An 18,437-nucleotide genomic window follows, 5' to 3' on the forward strand; every position below is an offset into this window, starting at 1 on the left:
TCCCCTACTTCAAAGAAATATATAAGTAGGGGATCATCTTATAATATGGAGGTTTCTCATTTTGATTGAAGTATATATTGATGGTGCATCAAAAGGAAATCCTGGTCCTTCTGGTGCAGGTGTGTTTATTAAAGGGGTGCAACCAGCTGTACAATTATCATTGCCCCTTGGGACAATGTCCAATCATGAAGCAGAATACCACGCTTTACTTGCGGCATTAAAATATTGCACGGAGCATAATTATAACATTGTCTCTTTTCGTACAGATTCACAACTTGTCGAGCGAGCTGTTGAAAAAGAATACGCAAAAAATAAAATATTTGCACCACTATTAGAGGAAGCATTACAGTACATAAAAAGTTTCGATCTCTTTTTTATTAAGTGGATTCCAAGTAGTCAAAATAAAGTTGCTGATGAATTAGCTAGAAAAGCTATCTTACAAAATTAACGGGGGTATGAGTGTGAAAAAAGATTGGGTTGCTCCTCTTGCGTTATTATTTGTCTCTTTTATTTGGGGAGCTACGTTTGTTGTCGTTCAAAATGCTATGTCTTTCGTTGGTCCATTTACTTTTAATGGTATTCGCTTTTTATTCGCTGGAATTATTTTATTATTCGTTCAAATGGTTTTCTCAAAAAAAGCTTCAAAACAAGATATAAAACAGAGTAGTCTCGCTGGATTAATCGTTGGATTCTTTTTATGCGTTGGCTATGTATTACAAACATTTGGCTTACTTTATACAACTTCTTCAAAAGCTGGTTTCTTAACAGGACTTAGTATCGTTATGGTACCCATTTTGTCTTTTATCTTTTTAAAACAAAAAGCTAACATTTTCATCGTACTTGGCATTGCTGTAGCAACAGCAGGTTTATACTTACTAACGGCTGGTGATTCTTTTCAATTGAACATTGGAGATATACTCGTTCTCGGTTGCGCAGTTGCTTTCGCTGCCCATATTCTTGTTAACGGCTTCTTCTCTAAGAAAATATCACCTTTATTGTTAAGCACGTCGCAAGTATTAGCTGTCGGTATGTTTTCTTCTATTTGCGCCTTTTTGTTTGAAGATTGGGAAAAATTATTTTCAGTAGCACTATGGACGAATTCTTCCTTTTTATTCGCTCTATTTCTAACTTCCCTATTTGCGACATCCATTGCTTTTTTTATTCAAACATCAGCACAAAAACATACGTCTCCAACGAGAGTAGCAATCATTTTCGCAATGGAGCCCGTTTTTGCTGCCTTAACAGGCGTTCTCGTTGCAAACGAACAACTTTCTGTCTCTGCTATTATCGGATGCCTATGTATTTTCCTAGGCATGGTTTTTGTTGAATTACCTTCCAAAACAAAAAAAGAAGCGCAGGCTGCATGAAGTTACGCTTGTAACTTCCGCATAAAAGCCTTAGCGCTTTTTTTATCTGTAATTTCTTCTTCTTTCAATCGTTCCAATAACGCAACAAAATAACTTCCATCAAACTGTAATTGATGTTTAATTGTCGCTTCTATTGCTGCGTTCACAATTCCATCAGATGCACCAGTATATCCTTGTCCGAACATAATAAATCCTTGTGCTTCCTCTGATAATTTAAATCCTTTCGTATGTAAGAATGAAAGATAATCTTCTACTGTTTGCATGTTATTCCCACCTACTCAAAAATTCTCCATCTCCTATCATACATGTTTTTACACGCTATGAGAATGAAATTTCTTTGACAACTTTGTAAATCTATCGTCTACTACATAGACAATAGAGGATTTCCTTGCAATATGAATGAATATGTATAGTGGAACTTATTTCATATTAAAGGGGAGACACGATGAAACAAGCACTATTAATTATTGATGCACAGCAAGAATTAATGGATGGAAATGAACAAGAAAAAGAAGTTTTTCGTAAAACCGAGTTATTATCTACACTAAATACAGCCGTACAGAAAGCGATAGATGCAAATGCCCTTATTGTTTTCGTAAGAGATATCGATGTTGCTTCTGGTAGCGGAGAAGGATTTGAAGTACATAATGCAATTAAAGTACCTCAGTTTGCAATCCTTATTAATAAAGCAGCAACAAACTCATTCTATGGCACTTCTCTACTTGAACTTTTAAAAGAAGAAAAAATTAATCATATCGTTATCGGTGGATGTAAAACAGAGCATTGTATTGACACTGCTGTTAGAACAGCAACTGTACAAGGATTTGACGTTACATTAATTAAAAACGGTCATTCCACAACTGATTCTAACGTATTATCTGCAGAGCAAATTATTGGTCATCATAATAAAACTCTACATGGACATTATAACGTTGATCATTTTTCTATGGTGAGAGATATTGAGGAAGACCTCTTTCAACCTATTCATGATCAATATCGTGATTAATAAAAAAGAATCCTTCGTTCAGAAGGATTCTTTTTTATCCAAAAATTTGCGCTGCAATGCTATATAACTCATTATTCCTTTTTAATAATTGATTACTATTTTTCATCATTATTGGTGGTGTATTCACCTTTTGAAAACCAGCAATCTCTAACTCTTTCAGAAAATCGTCCTGTCCTTTTGGTACATCCATTCTTAATCTCCCATCATGCCCTCTTGCTAAAGCATGTACTATTCTCATTGCCATTGCATCATTTTTAGCAACGATTGGTCCTATTATTTTATTTTCTAGCGTTTGTATACTTATACCGTATCCTACTACATTTTCTTTTGTATCCTTTACAACGACACACTGATCACTTTGCATAATTCTTTGTTTTAAAAACTCGTTTCGACTTGTTCCAAATGCGCCTTCATCTATTTTTATTATTTCTTCTAAATCCCCCTCTTTATAATTCATCACATATTCTTCATTTCCTTGACAGTTAGAATTCGTATTGTACGAGTTACATATGTATTTAGAAATATAGCTCACTGCCCTAAATCCTAACTTTTCGTATAAAGGCTTCCCCTCATCTGTAGCAATCAGCATAATTGAAGTTCGAGCTGATACGCTATTCATGCAAGAACTCGTTATCGCCTTTCCAATCCCTCTTCCCTTATAATCCGGATGGACAATTACCATTCCTATTGACGCTAACGCCTCTCCGTATAATATAATTGCAGCGCTTGCAATCAGTTCTTTTCTCTCATTCCATACGCCATATACAATACCTGAATTAAAAATCGTTTCAACTTCTTCTCTGTTATAATCCCAACCAATATAAGAAGATAATGCAACAATATCATTTATATTATCTTTTCTAAGACGCTCCACTCTTAGTTTCAATCCAATCATTCTCCAACCCCTTATTTAGACATTTAAATCATTATTACTAAATCAACTCGTACATGTTTCCCTTTATTTGTCACACACATATCCTATTTTGACCAAGACTATATTGTAAATGAGGTGACAACATGCCCATTACGAATCGATTTTCTACCACCACAAACGGCGCACTCGCTATTACAGGAAATACTTTAGGCTTAAGTAAAATTAGCAATCAAAACCGTGCTGGTACAATCGGGGCAATTGGTGCATTCGCAACTACGAATACCGCTTTACAAGTACCTACTTTTCCTGCTGGGACAACGTTAAACTATACACAAAATAGTTCTACCGCTCTTTTAAATATCCCTGCTGGTAGTACGATTCTTTACGCAGAACTCATTTGGGGTGGCAACTATTTGTCTCGTGATCAAAACATTACGAGTGTATTAGGGAACCCTGTTTCTTTTACAACACCTGTTTCAACATACTCAATTACGCCTTCAGCTGTTACAGCTTCCAATCAAACATTCGTTTCCGGATCCATCACATTTGGATTCTATACACGTTCTGCAGATGTAACATCCCTCGTTCAAGCGGGAGGATCTGGCTCTTATACAACCGGCTCTGTCCCTGGACTTGTGGACCCTATAGATGCTTCTAACGGAACAATTAATTCGGCTGGATGGACACTTATCGTTGCTTATCAAAACGGTACATTACCTGCAAGAAACTTGACGATTTATGTAGCAGGTAACCGTGTTTCCGCAGAAACTGGTAGTGCCGATGTATCTGTCTCAGGATTTTTAACACCTTCAGGGGGACCTGTAAGCGGGAGATTATTTTTAAGTTCCACTGAAGGGGATGCTGATTTAACTGGAGATCAAGCTTTATTTGGACCAAATTTCAGTTCATTAAACGCTTTATCTGGGCCAAATAATGCTATAAATAATTTCTTCGGTTCTCAAGTTAATAATGCTGCTGGAAATTTAGATACAACTGGAACATTTGGAACACGAAATCAAAGTGCTTCTACAAGCACAAACATCTCTGCTGGGAGACAGGGCTGGGACATTACTTCTATTGATATTTCTCCTTATTTAACAAATTCTCAAGTGTCCGCCGCAATCCGTTTAACAACTAACGGAGACGCGTATATGTTGAATACAGTCGGTTTACAAATCAACATAAATTCTCCTAATATACAAGCAACGAAAAGCGTGAATAAAAGCGTCGCGGCAATTGGAGACGTTCTCACTTATACAGTTACTATCCCTAACACGGGACTTCTTCCTGCCAATAACGTTATTTTTACAGACATTCTCCCTAACGGTACTTCCTTTATACCTGGGACTGTAACGATAGATAATGTCCCGCAAACAAACGCAAATCCGGCTGCTGGTATATCTCTTGGAACCATCAATAATAACGCTTCTCGTACAGTAACTTTTCAAGCTACTGTCGTTTCTCTTCCAAGCAAAAATCCTATCTCTAACACTGCTAATATTACATTTCAATATACACCGATCGCCGGAGGAACAACTTTTAATGGTCTTGCCACAAGCAACTCTGCAGGAACACAAATTAACCTCGCAGATATTAATGGCACAAAATCAGTTAACAAAATATTTACCGATATTGGCGAAACGTTAACTTACAGTATTGCCTTAGCTAATATAGGAAATATTGCAGCAACGAACGTTATATATACGGATCCGATTCCTAGCGGGACTACTTTCATTCCAGGGAGTGTAACTGTTAACGGCGTCACTCAAGCTGGAGCGAATCCCGCTAATGGTATATCCATTGGAACCATTGCTGCTAATTCTACGACTACTGTTTCATTTCAAGTATTCGTTCCTTCTATCCCCCAAACAAATCCAATATTAAATAGTGGCACAACAACATATCAATACATTCCTGTGCCAAATCAACCGGCAGTAAATGGGACTGATACGACGAATATTGTCTCCACTCAAGTGAACAATGCTACTGTAACAATGACGAAAGCAGTAGATAAAAATTTTGCAGATATTGGTGATACACTAACGTACACCGTTTCCTTTACAGGTACAGGTAATACGAATGCGAACAACGTTATTTTTACAGATATCATTCCTACCGGAACAACTTTTGTCCTTAACAGTTTAACAATAGATGGCACGACACAAGTGGGCGCAAATCCCGCTGGCGGTGTGAACATTGGATCGATCCCAACTGGCTCAACAAAAAACGTTTCATTTCAAGTAGTAGTAAACACAATACCCGCGTCAAATGTCGTATCTAATGGTTCAAGTGCTTCTTATCAATATACCGTCAATCCTAGCCAATCACCCGTTACGAAAAACATTTCTTCTAATCTCGTTTCCACCCAAATTAACAATGCGAATTTAACATTAACAAAATCAACAAACAAACAATTTGCCACAATTGGCGAAACAATCAGTTATACAATTCTTATTACAAACAGTGGAAATACAGCCGCAACTAACGTGCAACTAACAGATCCACTTCCAAATGGAACGATATTGACCCCTGGTACTGTAACATTAAACGGAGTTTTGCAAAATGTAGATTCTCTCGTTGCTTTACCTATCGGCACAATTCCTGGCGGAGCTACTTTTACACTTTCTTTCCAAGTAGCAGTCATCAATATTACCGCCCAAAATCCTATCATTAATAATGCTTTCGCCTCTTATCTATATACTGTAAATCCAAGTCTGCCACCAACTTCAAAAACAGCAAATTCTAATTCTGTTACATCAACAATTAGACTAGCAAATCTTCATGCCAATAAATCTGTAAGTCAAACGTTTGCGGAAGTTGGGGATGTATTAACTTATACCTTTGCTCTTACAAACGATGGAAATGTTGCGGCAAACAATGTATTACTATCCGATTCAATTGCGAACGGTACTTCCTTTGTACCGAACAGTGTTACAGTTAACGGTGTTACTCAGCCGGGCGCAACACCAGCTAGCATCAATATTGGTAGCATCAATGCTAATACTACGATTACAGCTTCATTCCAAGTATTAATAACTAGCATTCCAAACCCAAATCCTATTTCGAATAGTGCCTCCATTTCTTATAACTTTATCGTTGATCCAAACGCTTCGCCTGTAAGTAAGAACACTACTTCAACTACTACATTTACGCAAGTAAACGATGCAAATGTCATTTCAGCCAAAACAGTGGATAATGGGTTCGCTACTGTAGGGGATGTATTAACTTATACCGTCGTGTTAACGAATTCAGGAAGTGTTTCTGCTGATAGTCCTACTTTCGTAGATCCGAATCCAGACGGTACTACCTTTATCCAAAACACTTTCCTTATTAATGGTGTACTCCAAAATAACGCCGATCCAAATGTCGGTGTTCCGTTACCTTCCATTCCTGCTAACAGCTCACTTACCGTCTCTTATCAAGTAACTGTCACCTCTTTACCAACACAAAACCCAACATTAAATTCATCTAGTACACAGTATAGTTTTATTTTAAATCCGGGTGATCCACCAACTATAGAAACATCTTTAAGTAATACTGTAAGTACACAAATTAATTTAGCAAATGTTGTTATTGTCAAACAGGTAGATTTAACTATTGCTGATGTTGGGCAACCAATCACATATACCATTGCTCTAGCTAACCCTGGAAATACTCCAGCGAATAATGTAGTTGTTACTGATATACTACCTCCTGGTACGACTCTCATACCAAATAGTATTTTTATAGGCGGTACTTTACAACTAGGTGCAGATCCAAGTGTCGGTCTTCAAGTTGGCACAATTCCAGCAGGCGGAATTACAACTATTGTCTTCCAAATTAGTACGAATGGGATACCTTCACCAAATCCAGTGCAAAACAGTGTTACACTTCAATATAGCTTTATCGCAGATCCAAATTTACCTGCTGTTGTGAGAAATGCTACTAGTAATATAGTAACGACACAAATTAACACCGCTAATATTGTTGCTACGAAACTAACAAGTACAAATTTCGCTGATGTTAGCGATGTTATAACTTATGCAACAATTTTAACGAATAACGGCAATATCCCTGCCTCTAATGTAACGTTTACAGATATTATTCCAGTTGGTACCATCTTCCTTCCTAATACTGTAACGATTAACGGTGTCCCTATAGCCAATGCAAATCCTGCTAATGGCATTTTAATTGGTACGATAGGGGCGAATTCATCACGTACTGTTTCATTCCAAGTTTCTGTACCAACTATTCCTAGTCCAAATCCGATTACGAATCAATCGAGCACTACATTCCAATACACGTACGATCCATCCAAACCAGTTGTGATGCAGATGGTTGCTTCTAACACTGTACAGACAACTATTAATAACGCTACTATTATCTCTGCAAAATCTGCAGATAAACAGTTTGCGAACGTAAATGATATTATTACGTACACGACTACTTTAACGAATAGCGGGAACACACTTGCATCAAATGTAGTATTTACAGATGCCATTCCAAACGGGACGTCTTTTATTCCAAATAGTGTAACAGTAAATGGGAGTACACTCCCTAATACAAATCCAGCAAGTGGAATTGCAATTGATCCAATAAACCCTAATACAAGTGTAACAATCTCATTTCAAGTAATCGTAAATTCCATTCCTAGTCCAAATCCAATCCCGAACCAAAGCAATACAACGTACCAATATGTCGTAAATCCTAACTTACCTCCAGCATCCGCCAATACGCTAAGTAACGTAATAACAACTCAAATTAATAACGCTACTATTATCGCTACGAAGTCAGTGAATACACCGACAGCTGCAATTGGAGATATCGTTACTTATACGATTGCAGTTACGAACACAGGAAATATTCCTGCTAGTGCTACAGTTTTAACAGATGGACTTGGACCAGGTGCATCCTTCATACCGAATTCCGTTACGATAAATAACGTTTCCCAACCTGGATTAGATCCCTCATTAGGTATTCATTTAGAAGATATTTCACCAGGAGGCACTACTTTCATTACATTCCAAGTGAAAATCCTCGCTATTCCACCTAGTGGCATATTAACAAATAATGCTCTTGTAAATTACGAATACACCGTGAATCCAAACCAATCACCCGCTGTTGATAGTACAATTACGAATACGACGGTTACTCCAATTATTGATGCTACTTTAGTTTTAAATAAAAATGCGAGTACAACTTTCGCTACAATTGGAGATACAATTACATTCACCTCAGTTGTTACAAATACAGGAAATACTACTGCTAACAATATTGTATTTACAGATTCCATTCCAAATGGTACTACCTTTGTCCCAAATAGTTTTAAAATAAACGGCGTAACCGTTCCGAATACAAATCCACAAAACGGTATCAATATCGGTAACTTGAATTCAAATGTTTCGGTTACACTCAGTTTTCAAGTAAACATTACAACAATCCCAAATCCTAATCCAATTCCTAACAAATCATCGCTTCAATATAGCTTTATTGTTGATATAAATGAACCGCCTGTTTCACGAACAGTTAAATCCAATAAAACTTTTACACAAGTAAATACTGCCTCCGTTATCGCAACAAAAACTGCGAGCAGTGCATTTGCTGCCGTTGGAGATACCATTACGTATACAACTACTCTCACTAATAGCGGCAATACTACCGCTAACACACCTGTTTTTATCGATATATTACCACCTGAACTTTCATTCGTGCCTGATAGCGTACAAATTAACACTATCCCACAACTTGGATTTAGACCAGATAGCGGGATTTCTTTAGACTCAATTCCAGTTGGAGGAACGACAACAATTAGCTTTCAAGCTATCGTTGGCTCAATACCAGCTACAAACCCTACGTTGAATCAATCTAGCACAACATACTCTATAATTGTTGACCCTACCCAGCCACCGGTGACAGAAACAGCTACAAGTAATCCAACTTTAGTCCAAATTAACGAAGCAATCATTCGAGCAACGAAAAGTGTGGACCGTATCTTTTCTGACGTCGCACCTGGAAATTCATTTTTAACGTATACTGTTTTATTAGAAAATATAGGGAATACAACTGCTACTAATATCATTTTTACAGATCCGATTCCAAATAATACAGTATTTATAGAGGATAGCGTTCGAGTAGGCGGAGTTTTATTACCTGGGGTAAATCCAGCGAATGGGATACCAATTGGGGATATTATTGCAGGAGATTTTATAAACGTCACCTTCCGTGTGCAAGTAGTTAGCATTCCAAATCCAATTTTCACAATTGGACCTGGGGGGCCAAACTCACCGGTTGTAAACGGAGCTTCCATTGATTATCAATTTATGACAGGACCTAATTTACCACTCGTTTCAAGAAATACGACATCCAATTCTGTTTCGACACAAATAAATTCCGGGGAAATTGTGGCAGTTAAATCTGCAGATAAAACTTTCGCAACAATCGAGGATACAATTTCTTATACAATTACATTAAGTAACCCTGGAAATGTCACTTCACAAAATATAATTTTTACGGATATTTTACCTGAAGGAACAACATTTATATCGGGGACTGTTACTAACGATTCTGGTACACAGCAAATCGGAAATCCTGGGAACGGAATACAGATTGGAAATATAAACCCTAGCGGAATGGCCTTTATTACTATTAACGCACTTGTTACAAACATTCCGAGCATAAATCCAATTTCAAATTTTAGTTCTGTACAGTATTCACATGTGGTCGATCCTAGCCAACCTGCCGTAACACAAACGAATATATCTAATACTGTTTCGACAACTATTAATAGTGCTATATTAACTACTACAAAAAGTGCTGATAAATCCATTATTTCTGTCGGAGATACGATTACGTATACAACTACTATTACAAATACGGGAAATACTGCAGCAACGAATATTACTTTCACAAGCGCTATTCCAGCTAACACTACATTTATACCAAATTCGGTCACAATCAATGGTATGCAGCAACTTGGTGCACGGCCAGCACTTGGAGTCAATATACCCAATATCACTCCTGGCGAAACAGTAACCGTTACTTTCCAAGTAAATGTTATTTCTGTTCCCTCTTCAAGTTCAATTATGGATAACGATACAATTTTATACTCTTATACTGTTGATCCAAGCGCAGCTCCTGTTACCACTTCTACTTCAACAAACCTCGTTACAAACCCTGTACTAGATGCTATGATAACGATGGTAAAATCGGTCGATCAAACAATTGTAACACTAGGTGATACCATTACCTATACTACAATTTTAACGAATAATGGCAATACAAATGCAACGAATATTGCTTTCACTGATCTTATACCAGATGGTACAACGTTCATTCCGAATAGTGTCACAATCAATGGCAGTACACACATTGGACTCGATCCTAATACAGGTATAACAATCGGATCAATTGCTCCTAACAGCTCAATAGCAATAGCATTTCAAGTTACCGCCACTTCGACTCCTGTTCAAAATCCTATTGCCAATTCTGCTACTGCTTCTTACACATTTATCGCTGATCCAAATGCACCGATTGTTTCAAGAAATGTTACTTCAAACTCAGTGTTCACTACAATTAATACAGCTACCATTCTTTCATCTAAACAAGTTGATAAAATATTTAGCCACATCGGCGATACACTCACTTATACTGTCTCTTTAACAAACAATGGAAATTCATCTGCACAAAATGTTATATTCACAGATACCGTGCCGAGCGGAACAGCATTTATTGCAAACACATTTTCTATTAACGGAATTCCTCAAAGTGGTGCAAATCCTGTGAACGGTGTAAATATCGGATCTATAACAGCTGGGTCTACAGTAAATGTTTCTTTCCAAGTAAACGTAACATCATTACCAACCGAAAACCCAGTTGTAAATTTCTCATCAACATCGTATCAATTAGTCTCACCGCCTGTTGCAGAAACTTCAATTAGCAATCCTGTTTCAACACAAATTAAAGAAGCAATACTATCCATGACAAAAAATGAAAGTGTCTCTTTTGCAGATGTCGGGCAAACTGCTTTTTATACTACTTCTATTTCAAATATAGGAAATACAGATGCAGCCAACATTGTATTCACAGATGTATTACCAAGTGGAATCATTTTTGTTCCTAACACATTAACGGTCGATGGTATTTTACAACCTGACGCGAATCCGAATACAGGTGTATTACTTGCAGCACTTCCACCAAATGAAATATATAGTATCGTCTTTCAAGTTACAGTGAACAGCATTCCACCTATTAATCCAGCACCGAATACTGCTTCAACGACATATGAGTTTACTGTTGATCCTATTAATCCTCCAGTATCAAGTTCAGCTACTTCCAACACTACGCTTCTTCAAATAAACAACGCTACTATTATAAGTACAAAAACAGCAGATCTTACCTTTGCGGATGTTGGTAATACAATAACATTTACACTTAACCTCCCTAATACCGGGAATGTGACCGCAACTGATGTTACCGTTATCGATATACTTGATAGCAATTTAAGTTTCGTTCCAAATAGTTTCACAGTTAATGGGCAAACTATTCCAAATGCTAATTTATCTACTGGTGTAAATATCGGTTCCATTAATGGTGGTAATACGGCAATCGTCACATTCCAAGCAACTGTTACTACACTTCCTACGCTTAATCCTATTTCTAATTCTGCTTCTATCACATATCATTATGTCATTGATCCTAGCCAGCCATCTATTACAACTTCTAATCAATCTAATACAACAACCACACAAATTAATAGCGCTATCCTTACTGCACAAAAAAATTCAAATGTGTCAACAGTAGATATTGGGCAAGATATTATCTACACCGTTACAATTACAAATAGCGGCAATGTTAGTGCAACAAATGTTATTTTTACCGACCTTATTCCAGACGGAACTTCATTTGAACCGAATAGTTTTACATTTAACGGAACTAGCATCCCAGATGCAGATATCATTACAGGCGTCCCAATTGGTGATATCGCGCCAAACCAATCTGTCATTGTGGCATTTAATATTATCGCAGATGAAATCCCGCCTATAAATCCAATTACCAATCAAGCTAGCGTTAACTTTCAACATATCGTTAATCCAGCTAATCCACCAGTTTCAAAAAACATTACTTCTACTACTGTTTCAACAAAAATCGAAAGTGCAATTTTAAACACGATTAAAATCGGAGATAAAGCTTTTGCAACGATTGGTGATACGATTACGTATACAACTACGATTACGAATACAGGAAATATTCCAGCTAACAACGTTGTTTTCTCAGACCCTTTACCATCATGGACACAATTTGTGACAGGATCAGTTGTTGTTGACGGTACTTCATTACCATCCGCTTCTATCATTGACGGTGTTGGCATAAATACAATCAATCCAAATCAAACTGTAACAATCATATTCCAAGTTCAAATTGTAAGCAATCCAACAACATTCACTCCTGAACTTCAAAACTTAGGATTTGTGAACTTCCAATATAACGTAGGCAATGCATTACAGGCTCAGCCTGGCAACGTGGAAACGAATGTCTTCGTTACTTCTATTAATTCAGCAATATTTTCAGCTGTAAAAACTGCTAGTACAGCCTTCGCAAATATTGGAGACACGATCACTTATACCGTTTTAATTCAAAATAGCGGCAATACAAACGCTACGAATGTAAATTTCTCAGACCTCATTCCATCAGGAACGACCTTTGTTGAAAATAGTTTTGCTGTAAATGGAAATACCATTCCAGGTGCAAATCCAAATAACGGAGTTAATATCGGAACCGTTAGCGCGGGTAATTCCTTAACTGTTACTTTCCAAGTCATAGTTACATCTACTCCACCTTCAAACCCAATTACAAATGTTGCATCTATTCAGTTCGCATTCATTGTTGATCCGGCAGCTCCTCCTGTTACAGGCACAATAACTTCTAATAGTGCTTCCACACAAATTAATAACGCTACTGTTACAACGGTTTTAGAAGCAAATCGAACAATCGTATCTATTGGAGATATAATTACGTACACTGCAACATTAACAAACACTGGAAACTTCCCTGCAAATTCTGTATTACTCATTAACGGTGTTCCTGAAGGTGCATTATTTGTTCCAAATAGTGTCACGCTTAACGAGATCTCACTTCCAGATGCAAGTCCAACTCTCGGTATTCCAGTTGGTATTATCGCACCAGGTGATTCTGCTACGATTACGTTCCAATTTCTTGCAAGCTCTATTCCACCGAAAGGAGCAATTATAAATCAAGCACTTACAAGTTACACGTATATTGTAGATCCAAGTCAACCTCCAGTTACAGCAACATCTTCATCTAATACAGTTACTACAGCTGTCGTTGATGCATCGCTATCTGTAATTAAAAATACAGATTCCCTCGTACAATCTACTGACGGTACAATCACTTACACTGTAGTCGTTCAAAATAACGGGAATACAACTGCAAATACAGTTACTTTAACAGATTTGGTCCCAGAAGGAACTGCGTTTATTCCGAATAGCGTGACCATTAATAACGTCTCAATCCCAGGTGCCGATCCAAATGTAGGAATACCATTAAATCCCATCCCTTCGTCAAAAATCGTCACCGTCACATTCCAAGTTATCGTTCAATCCATTCCAAGCGTGAATCCAATTTCTAATATTGCCCGTATTGACTATACTTTTATCGCCGATCCAACTGCCCCTATCATCTCTCGAACAATTACTTCGAATCCAGCTTTCACACAAATTTCAGATGCGAATGTTCTTTCTTTAAAAGCAGTCAATGCACAACAAGCAACAACTGGCGACATTTTAACCTACACGGTAACACTAGAAAATACCGGAAATATTCCAGCTACTAATCTCATATTTTCAGATACGATTCCAGAAGGGACTACATTCGTAGAAAATAGTTTTACACTTAACGGAACAGCTATACTTGGTGCAAATCCAAATGTAGGTGTTACTTTGCCTAACCTAGCAGCAAACGCTACTCACCTGATTTCGTTCCAAATTCTTATTAACGATCCATTCTCGCAAGAATCGATTACAAATCAATCTAATACAACATATACAATTCAACCAGACCCAGGGCAACCACCTATTACTGAAACATCTACAAGTAATATTGTCATTACAAATTTCGTGCAAGCACAATTGACAATTACAAAAACATCCAATCCAACAACTGTAGATATTGGTGGAACTATACTTTATATTTCCGAAGTGAAAAATATCGGCAATGTTGACGCAATAAATATTATTTTTACAGATTCTATTCCAGCTGGAACTACATTCGTCCCCGATAGTGTCACAATTAACGGTGTTCTGCAGCCAGGTGTAAATCCTGAAAACGGAATACCGATTGGAACGATTCCACCAAACAGTTCCAAAACGATACTATTTCAAGTACAAACAAATAATCCACCAACTGCAACCGAAATTGTAAATCAATCATCTGTAAATTACCAATATGTAAGTATTCCTACAGCTCCACCAGTGAATCGCTCTGCAAATTCTAATATCGTTACAACATCACTTCAAAATGCAAATATTATTTCTGTTAAACAGGCGGATGTTACTTTCATAGCCATTGGGCAAAATATTACCTACACAAATACACTACAAAATATAGGAACTGTTCCAGCTAACAATACGGTGTTCATTGACAACATTCCAGAAGGTACTATATTCATTGAAGATAGCTTATCAATAAATAATGTGATTCAGCCTGGTGCAAATCCTCAAAATGGAGTAACTCTCAGCACGATACAACCAAATGAAACAGTCACTATTTCATTTCAAGTACAACTTACAAATATACCAGAGGGCAACACTGTCATTAACATTTCAGACACTTCGTATGAATACCAAATTGACCCTAGTTCTCCGATTATTCAGCGTAGATCATTATCAAATGCAGTAAATACTGAAGTGCGGACGGCAAATGTTAGTGCAATTAAATCCGCTAACAGATCTATTACACGTATCGGTCAAATCATCACGTATACAGTCGCAGTTACAAACGCTGGTACAGTACCTATTACAAATACTCTCCTAATTGATGCAATTGCTGCTGGTACAATATTCGTTCCAAATAGCATCCTTGTAGATGGCATACCAAGACCTAACGAAAATCCAATTACCGGAATCACCCTTAATATTATCCTTCCAAATAATACGATTATTGTTACGTTCCAAGTAAATGTAGTCTCTATACCTTTTCAAAATAACATTAATAATATCGCCGTCATTCACTATGAGTATCAACCAGACCCAAGCTTACCACCAATTTCAGAAACAACCTCTTCCAATACTACAAATATACAATTTATTGATGTTATTCTTATCGCTACAAAATCCGCTAATACAGTATTAGCTAATATTGATGAAACCATTGAATATACAGTAGTCATTCAAAATAACGGATCCACTACAACTAACTCCATCTTTTTTACAGATACTATAGAGGATGGAACAGTATTTATTCCGGGAAGTGTAACAGTTAACAATACTGTACTTCCTGCAGCAGATCCAAATATCGGCTTTTCCATTGCTAATATCGCGTCAGGTCAATCGACAACAATAACATTCCAAGTTTCCGTTACGAATTTACCTGCTGTAAATCCAACACCTAATACTGCAAACATCGTCTACGACTTTATTTTCAATCCTGACTTTGCACCAATTCAAAAATCTACTACTTCCAATACTACTTTCGTCCAAATTAATGACGCTGATATCGTTTCACTGAAAACTGTTGATTTAACTTCTGTAACGATTGGTGACATTTTAACTTATACAACAACTTTAACGAATATAGGAAATGCAGCTGCTACTGCTGTTGTATTTACAGACAATATCCCTGATGGAACAACATTTATAGACGGTAGCGTTTTAGTAAATAATATTCCTCAGCTTAACGCGAATCCAAGTGCAGGTATACTTGTAGGAACGATTGCTCCTAACGTTACGATCCCAGTCACATTTTCCGTTACGGTGGTAGCTCTTCCAGCTAGCGGTCGTATTCAAAATCAAGCAACTTCTCGTTATACGATGAACGGAGAAGAACAAATATCGACTAGTAACATTACCTTCACTGAAGTTATTTCTGCTAATGTAATTGCAACAAAAACAACACCTATCCAATACGCTGACCTACAAACGATTATCCCTTACACAATTTCCATCACGAACAATGGGAATATACAAGTTGATAACATTATCGTTACAGATATCATCCCAGCAAATACGAGCTTTATAGAGAATAGTGTTATCGTGAATGGCACCGCTCGTCCAAATGACAATCCAGTTAGCGGGATACAAATTGATAACATTCCGCCTAATACGACAGCAACTGTTCTATTCCAAGTACGGGTTACTTCGATTCCGCAAACAAATCCAATCTCTAACACGAGTACAATTGAATACCAATACACGTTACCAGATCGACCACCTATTACAGAAACTATTATTTCATCAGCTGCTTTAACAGAAATTAATCATGCGAATTTGAATAGTAATAAAGCTGTTGACCGTGCATTTGCAACAGTCGGTGACACGTTAACGTATACGATTACACTCAATCAAACTGGTAATGTTGCAGCAAATGATGTAATCATTCAAGATATTATTCCTCAAGGTACTACGTTTATAGAAAATAGCGTTATTGTAAACGGAGAAACTCTTCCGGGAGTTAATCCAGTAAGTGGCATACCAATTGGCACTATAATTGTTAGTGGAGATGCTATTACTTCATTCCAAGTTTCTGTGACTTCTATCCCAACACCAAATGAACTCAACAACAATGCAATTACTACCTTTAACTATATAGTCAACCCAAATAACGCACCTGTTACAAATACGACGACAACAAATACAGTCACAACAACCGTTCAAAATGATAATGTCATTGCCATAAAAGCAGTTGATTTCACGAGTGCCTTACCTGGTCAAACTTTAACGTACACCATTACTATTACTAATAGTGGTAATATCACTATTGAAGATATTCTTCTAGTAGACACGGCACCAGTAGATACGACATTCGTTATTGGTAGTGTTACGATTAATGGAATCAATCAGCCTAATGCGAATCCTGAAAATGGTATTACGTTAGGAAACCTTGCTCCTAATGCAGCTGCTATCATTACTTTCCAAGTAACAATATCTTCTTCAACTCTTCAATTTGCAATTACTAATGATGCTTCTGTTTCCTATACTGTTATCATCGATCCAACCGAACCACCTATTACAATTACAAAACAAACAACTACTGTTACAACAACAGTAGTTGATCCGATGGTTAGTATTGAAAAAACAGCCGATAAATCTATCATAGCGACAGGAGATATCATAACTTTCACATTAGAAGTGATAAATCATTCACCAATTCCTACAATCAGTACTTCCGTCCTAGATATAATTCCAGCTGGTACAACATTTATGGAAAATAGCGTAACAATTAACGGGACTCCGGTTCCAAATATCCGGCCAGACACCGGTATTAATATCGGAGCTTTATCTGCAAGTTCAGTAGCAACGATAACATTTAAAGTTCTCGTTACTTCTATTCCTTCAAACAGTACAATTATAAATTCTGCAACAGTTACTGCCGCTTTTCAATTGACACCACAGGATCCAATTATTACTTTCATTGTTAATTCAAACATTGTACGCATACCAGTTCAATTTATAACTGCAACAGTAGTAAAAAATGCTTCCGTCAGCTCAGCTTATTTAAACCAATATTTTGATTATACGGTGCGTATTACGAATACTTCTGATATTTCACTTTCAAACGTTTCTTTACAAGATACCATTCCAGCAGGTTTACAATTTATGAACGGCACGGTCTTTATTAATGGCGAACGCTCTCCACTAGCGAATCCAAATATCGGTTTCCTAGTCGCTACTAATTTAGAACCAAACGAAACAATTATCGTGTTATTCACAGTACAAGTGATAACTCCACCTGTTAATAATGAATTTAAAAATACGGCCAATATTTCGTTACAACTTCAAGTCTCGCCTACCGATCCACCAATTACAGTAACTGTTACAAGTAACGAAAACATCGTCACCTTTATTCCAAAAAATCCTGATGAAACACTTCCAAATTTCAATTGTTTCTTTGACGGCGAACGTTTTATACGCATTACCCCTCGAAATATACGAAATTACTTTTGGACTTGGATTTGGTGGCGTTAATTTAAACAAAAAGA

At 37.1% G+C, this 18,437-nt stretch carries 6 protein-coding genes; 4 read left to right on the forward strand and 2 right to left on the reverse strand.

Annotated features, from left to right (window positions below; translation table 11 throughout):
- Positions 1-61: 61 nt before the first annotated feature.
- Positions 62-448 (forward strand): reverse transcriptase-like protein, encoded by a 387-nt coding sequence (locus MKO96_RS06590; protein WP_002011911.1) that lies wholly within the window; start codon positions 62-64, stop codon positions 446-448.
- A gap of 13 nt (positions 449-461) precedes the next feature.
- Positions 462-1,367 (forward strand): DMT family transporter, encoded by a 906-nt coding sequence (locus tag MKO96_RS06595; protein WP_240587058.1) that lies wholly within the window; start codon positions 462-464, stop codon positions 1,365-1,367.
- Positions 1,368-1,369: 2 nt separating this feature from the next.
- Here the strand turns inward: MKO96_RS06595 and MKO96_RS06600 are convergent, their stop codons facing one another.
- Positions 1,370-1,630 (reverse strand): DUF6123 family protein, encoded by a 261-nt coding sequence (locus MKO96_RS06600; RefSeq protein WP_001195212.1) that lies wholly within the window; start codon positions 1,628-1,630, stop codon positions 1,370-1,372.
- 182 nt (positions 1,631-1,812) lie between these two features.
- Between MKO96_RS06600 and MKO96_RS06605 the strand changes: the two genes are divergently transcribed.
- Positions 1,813-2,373 carry a cysteine hydrolase family protein gene (locus tag MKO96_RS06605; RefSeq protein ID WP_240587059.1) on the forward strand — a complete coding sequence of 187 codons (561 nt, stop codon included), beginning with the start codon at positions 1,813-1,815 and terminating at the stop codon, positions 2,371-2,373.
- Positions 2,374-2,407: 34 nt separating this feature from the next.
- Here the strand turns inward: MKO96_RS06605 and MKO96_RS06610 are convergent, their stop codons facing one another.
- A complete protein-coding gene (locus MKO96_RS06610) occupies positions 2,408-3,268 on the reverse strand; it encodes a GNAT family N-acetyltransferase (RefSeq protein WP_240587060.1) in 861 nt (286 codons plus the stop codon).
- A gap of 122 nt (positions 3,269-3,390) precedes the next feature.
- On the opposite strand from MKO96_RS06610, the gene MKO96_RS06615 reads away from it, so the two are divergent.
- The gene (locus MKO96_RS06615) at positions 3,391-18,423 is read left to right on the forward strand and encodes a DUF7507 domain-containing protein (protein WP_240587061.1); all 15,033 of its coding nucleotides are present in this window, start codon (positions 3,391-3,393) and stop codon (positions 18,421-18,423) included.
- Positions 18,424-18,437 lie beyond the last annotated feature (14 nt).

It is taken from the genome of Bacillus sp. ES1-5, from assembly GCF_022487605.1.
Classification (GTDB): Bacteria; Bacillota; Bacilli; order Bacillales; family Bacillaceae_G; genus Bacillus_A; species Bacillus_A wiedmannii.

Coding starts and splice junctions, on each gene's coding strand:
- MKO96_RS06600 (WP_001195212.1), bottom strand. CDS start 1,630: ATGCAAACAGTAGAAGATTATCTTTCATTCTTACATACGAAAGGATTT.
- MKO96_RS06605 (WP_240587059.1), top strand. CDS start 1,813: ATGAAACAAGCACTATTAATTATTGATGCACAGCAAGAATTAATGGAT.
- MKO96_RS06610 (WP_240587060.1), bottom strand. CDS start 3,268: ATGATTGGATTGAAACTAAGAGTGGAGCGTCTTAGAAAAGATAATATA.
- MKO96_RS06615 (WP_240587061.1), top strand. CDS start 3,391: ATGCCCATTACGAATCGATTTTCTACCACCACAAACGGCGCACTCGCT.